The 4,399-nt window shown below is 55.2% G+C and carries 6 protein-coding genes; all 6 read left to right on the forward strand.

The window, feature by feature from the left end:
* The first annotated feature begins 146 nt into the window (after nucleotides 1–146).
* The 6 genes from mobI (at nucleotide 147) to DBR23_RS32275 (ending at nucleotide 4,227) form a co-directional block, all read left to right on the forward strand.
* Complete coding sequence (mobI, locus tag DBR23_RS12280) at nucleotides 147–569, forward strand: conjugative transfer protein MobI(A/C) (RefSeq protein WP_369882106.1); 423 nt, start codon at nucleotides 147–149, stop codon at nucleotides 567–569.
* A gap of 1,313 nt (nucleotides 570–1,882) precedes the next feature.
* Nucleotides 1,883–2,305 (forward strand): helix-turn-helix domain-containing protein, encoded by a 423-nt coding sequence (locus DBR23_RS12285; protein ID WP_199227693.1) that lies wholly within the window; start codon nucleotides 1,883–1,885, stop codon nucleotides 2,303–2,305.
* Nucleotides 2,306–2,356: 51 nt separating this feature from the next.
* A complete protein-coding gene (locus DBR23_RS29295; protein ID WP_133246267.1) occupies nucleotides 2,357–2,686 on the forward strand; it encodes a hypothetical protein in 330 nt (109 codons plus the stop codon).
* Between the two features lie 72 nt (nucleotides 2,687–2,758).
* Entirely contained in the window at nucleotides 2,759–2,938 is a 180-nt protein-coding gene (locus tag DBR23_RS12290; protein WP_233250422.1) for an MbcA/ParS/Xre antitoxin family protein, read from the forward strand.
* Between the two features lie 93 nt (nucleotides 2,939–3,031).
* Nucleotides 3,032–3,616 carry an HAD domain-containing protein gene (locus DBR23_RS12295; RefSeq protein WP_108498432.1) on the forward strand — a complete coding sequence of 195 codons (585 nt, stop codon included), beginning with the start codon at nucleotides 3,032–3,034 and terminating at the stop codon, nucleotides 3,614–3,616.
* A 386-nt stretch (nucleotides 3,617–4,002) separates the two neighbouring features.
* Nucleotides 4,003–4,227 carry a hypothetical protein gene (locus DBR23_RS32275; protein WP_369882107.1) on the forward strand — a complete coding sequence of 75 codons (225 nt, stop codon included), beginning with the start codon at nucleotides 4,003–4,005 and terminating at the stop codon, nucleotides 4,225–4,227.
* The last annotated feature ends 172 nt before the right edge of the window (nucleotides 4,228–4,399 follow it).

Genomic DNA, 4,399 nt, shown 5'->3' on the forward strand with positions numbered 1-4,399 from the left:
CCAATTGCCACGCGCGGCAACATCTGGCATAAAAAATGAATTCTTAATAGCCCAAACGCTTATGAGCTAAAACTGGCCGTATCCTGGCTTGCCCTCAACTAGCCCTCTATGAAGATGCAATCCAAGGCCTTGAGCGATGCATCGAGGTGCTCTATGGCCAAGCCATGGTCGCAGCAGACGAGTACATGAGCTTTGTGGATCGGGTTGAGGCGAAGGCGACAGGCTGGGAGTCCAGGTCAACACTGCAACTGTCGTGTACCAGAAAGGGCAACCACTTGGATCTCAAATGGACGGGAATCCGTTGGTTTGGTCAAAAGAACAACCGCCAGTCCATTCGAGTGAGGATTGCGATCAATGAAGAGTCAATGACCTATGCAAAGGATCGGTTGAATACCTTTGCCAAAGAATGGAAAATTGATGAAGTGATGAAGACAGAAAAAAAGCTTCAATCCATCAGACGAAAGTCAAAACACATTGTCAAAGCCATCATCAATACTCGTAACGCCATTCGTGTGTTGAAAGCGCAGAAGGGGGATGAGGTTGAGGCCGAGGAAGAGGCGGTCGGCTAGGCCCTATGTAAAAGCAATTAAACCCGCAGCTAGACCCACAATCGTCTTTTTCACTTGCACTTAAACCTGGGCCCTATGTAGATGCACATGGGGCCTTTTACATTTCAGGCGTGGATTGATGTGCTCGCCGGGTATTTCCCTCGCGGCTTTTGTGCTCTTCAGGCCCCGTGCTTTGTCCCCTGTCTTCTTTCCCCCGAAGAAATAGGCGCTCCGTAGTTTGACTCCATGGATCTCGGGGTTAGGCGCTGACACTGGCTCTTCCTCTATACCCATTGTGGGCTTTCGAGGCTTTTATTGAGGGGACGAATCGCCCCTCGCGGAATCGCCTCAATCGCGGCGATAGCTGAGGCCCTATGTAGATGCATTTCTATGTAGTTGCGCATCGATTTTGATGACAGCCCTCGGCGCCCAATCAGCCCGACAGCGTTTAGTGTTCGCCCCGCACTTCCGTAGCCTTAATTTCCCCCCGGAACCGGTATCTTCACCATTTGGTGCTCGGTATTTGTCCTGTTTCCAGGCTTTGCCTTGCAGCGCCCTGGTTCCCGGATGGTATTGGCATATGGATTCGCAGGCCGCACTTACGACAACAGTAGGATTAGAATGGCGGGCGCTGGATACGACGAGCTACGCGGAAGCCATATGGCCTTTGGCGGTTCTGGCGGTGGTCCGCGTCGGGTTTTGATTCAGTGGTATCCCAAGGAGAATTCCGCTCTCTGGGCCCGGTGACGCGCGGCGGTGCAGAAATCGCTCTTGTGACCTTTTCACCGACAAGCCGCCTTTTGCCGGTCTCAGTGGCGCAACCCCCCAAGGCGCGACCATATAAAGCGGGATTTGCTCACCGCTGCTTTATGGTATCTCTGCGAGCTGTGGGTTTTCCGTCTCCCGTAATAGAACCCCAAGATTCTCCGATGGGCCTCCTAGCTCCCAAACCGCCCTCAGAGCCCCAAAGTAATTCTCCCCCCGGTGGAGTTTGGAAGCTTGTTTTTGGGGCCTCCTGCGCCTCATTACATGGCCCTCCCCCGTTTGGTTAGATCCGCTCTATTTCGGAGTGTTTTCAAAAGGTGGCAGCAGTTTTCTAGCGTAGCCTGCGGAAAGCTGCTGCGAAAAATGCGGTTGCAGCCGCTGAGCAGGTTCCGGACGCACGGGAGTATTTCAGCAGCCTGTTAGTCCCGTTCGAGACCGTGGCGTGCAAAGATAGCTGACTGGAATGCCATTTTTGTTTTCCAAGTGTGCCCGTCTCCCAATGGAAATAAACCGGTTGCCCAGATCTGCTTAAAGAGGCAACCAGTCTGTTGCCTCATGCGTTTGCCCCCTTGAAAAACCGCCTGGATCTCACCCGCTTGGCCGAACTTGACCGGCAGTTTTGCGATTTTGCGAAGCTGCAGCGGAATGCCACGCCCAGATGTGGTTGGGCAAAGACGGTTAGGTTGGCCTTGGGCATGAGTTCTAAAGCGCTGGGTGAGCGTTTGGGCATGACGGCACAGGGAGTCCGCAAACTGGAGCATGCCGAGGCCAACGGCACTATCACGCTGAATACGCTTGCACGTTTGGCTCATGGCCTGGACTGTGAAGTGCACTACATGTTTGTTCCCCGGACCAGTCTGGTGGAGCAGGTGCTCAACCGTACTCAAGAGATCGCTGGAAAATGCGTTGCCGTCCACGTTGATGGGGGCGGAGGCGCTGACAGATGCAGAAACGCTGATGGCCCTTACCAGCGCACTGGTAAAAGTGAGTAAGCGGGGCCTTTGGTGAGTCAGCGCTGGTTCTCCTGCCGATACAACCCCGCGATGAGTTTGAACATCGTTGCTATCATCAGCGCAAAGCAAGCCCCCGGTGCGACCTCTGCGAAAGCATGCCCCCGGGGGCGACGTTTTTCTGAGGGGTACTTTGATGAAATCTCTCTCCGAAGCTCGCGACAGCTCTTGAGAGATCCCATCGCCGTGGAATTGCACTGCACAGGTCAAGCGGCCTGGAAGGCGAAGCGCGTCATCACAATCAAGGTCAAGCACGCTCTTCCTGTCATCACCGCAAGGGAATATGCGCGCTCGGGCGATGCAACCGAAGATCCGACGCTCCGGCGACGCCGCTACGCCATTGTTAGCGGGACTGATCGGTAAATCATGGCCGCAGATTCTGCCCTCATCGCCCTGGAAGACCACATCGCTATTCTCACTATGCTTGTGCAGCGCATGGTTGACGAGTGTGGCGACCCAACTGGTTTCGACGCAAAGGACTGGCTTCATCACTGGCTCGTGGGGGCGGTCCCGGCATTGGGCGATCGAAGGCCTCTCGATGTACTCAAAGAACCCGGCGGCCTTGAGGTGGTGCGGAGCTTGCTCATGCGTGTCCAGTCTGGTGCGTTCTCGTAGGAATACGCACGTGGTTGGCGAGTTCTGAATCCGCCCTGGCCCTGCCGTCGTCCTTGGCTAAATCGCCACCCAGCGCAATCCCAACATACGGCTATGTCCTCTGGCCAAAATTCCCCATATCTCCATGCGTCCACTCCACGCAGCGCGGACGTCGTCCTGTACCTCGATCTCGATGGTGTTGTTCACCATGAAAAAGTGCTCTGGCATCCCCGCAAGGGTATCTACATGAGCCCGTATGAGGCTGCAGGGCATTCGCTGTTCGAATGGATTCCAATCCTGGAGTCAGTGCTCCAACCCCACCCGGCAGTCGCTCTGGTACTGAGTAGCACGTGGTGCATTCGCCCCGGATACAGCGCGACACTCAAACGCCTTCCGGCCTCATTGCGTGCCCGGTTTATTGGTGGGACGTACCACAGGCGTGTCCATGGCGTGGATCCCTGGAACCTGACCATGTTTCGCACCACACCCCGGGGCGTGCAAGTTCAAGAAGACGCTCAGCGCAGAAAACCCCAGCAGTGGATAGCGCTCGATGACGATCTGGAAGATTGGCCTGACTCCTGTCGGCAAAACCTGGTCGCATGCGAGGGAACTACGGGCTTGTCAAACCCCGAGGTACAACACGAACTGAGGGAAAAATTGCGCAGCTGTCATGTGGCCTTGTCGGCCAGAACCCCATAGCAGCTCGCGGGGCACGGTGCACTTAAAAACGGTCTAACTATCGAACCTTCATTCGAGAAATCCCCTGCCGCAAGTGTCTTGGATGCAAGGTTGGACGCATCCTGAATGTACATTTGGACGAGCCCTCAATGTACATTTGGACGGTAAACGCATCATTGCTTTCCCATGCATAGTCCGACCATCCCGTTTCGCCTAGTCTCCACTCAGCGCGAAGAGCAATTGGCTCAATTCAACGCCAGGAAAGAAATTGCTTGGTTTGGGTTTAGGGGGGCGTTCAAAGAGCCAGGCTTGGCGATCATCAATTTCACCAATCTGGCCTTCAGGGAGGTGGAGGAACCTCCGCAATCAATGGCGGCGTTATCGCCGCAGGTTTTGATGCAGCCTTCGTGCTTGCCGGTCTGGGTCACTACGATTCCAAGGTCGTCGTCACCCTGGAGTTGTCGGTCAAATTTTTGTCCCTTGCACTTGTCAACGAGTCGCTTGCATTCCAAGCGCATGTGGTTCGATCTGCTAAAAACTTCTCGTTCGCCGAGGGCTTTCTCTATCAGGCAGGTACAGTGCCAGCCCAGCATTTGGCAATTGCCACCGCTATGGTGGCGCCTGCGCGCTAGGCACGCGGCGGGAAGGCGCAAGGCGCAGGTGTCCGTCCCCTCGGCTGAGATGGAGATTTTCGACGATCGTTCACCCAAGGCGCGAGCGTTCTAGCTCGTAGAGACACCACCAGCACTGGGTTCGTTTGCTGCTTTCCGGTCTTCTATGCGATTGAATTCCGTGAGACCTTGA

This window comes from Acidovorax sp. HMWF018, assembly GCF_003061035.1.
Taxonomy (GTDB): Bacteria; Pseudomonadota; Gammaproteobacteria; order Burkholderiales; family Burkholderiaceae_C; genus Acidovorax; species Acidovorax delafieldii.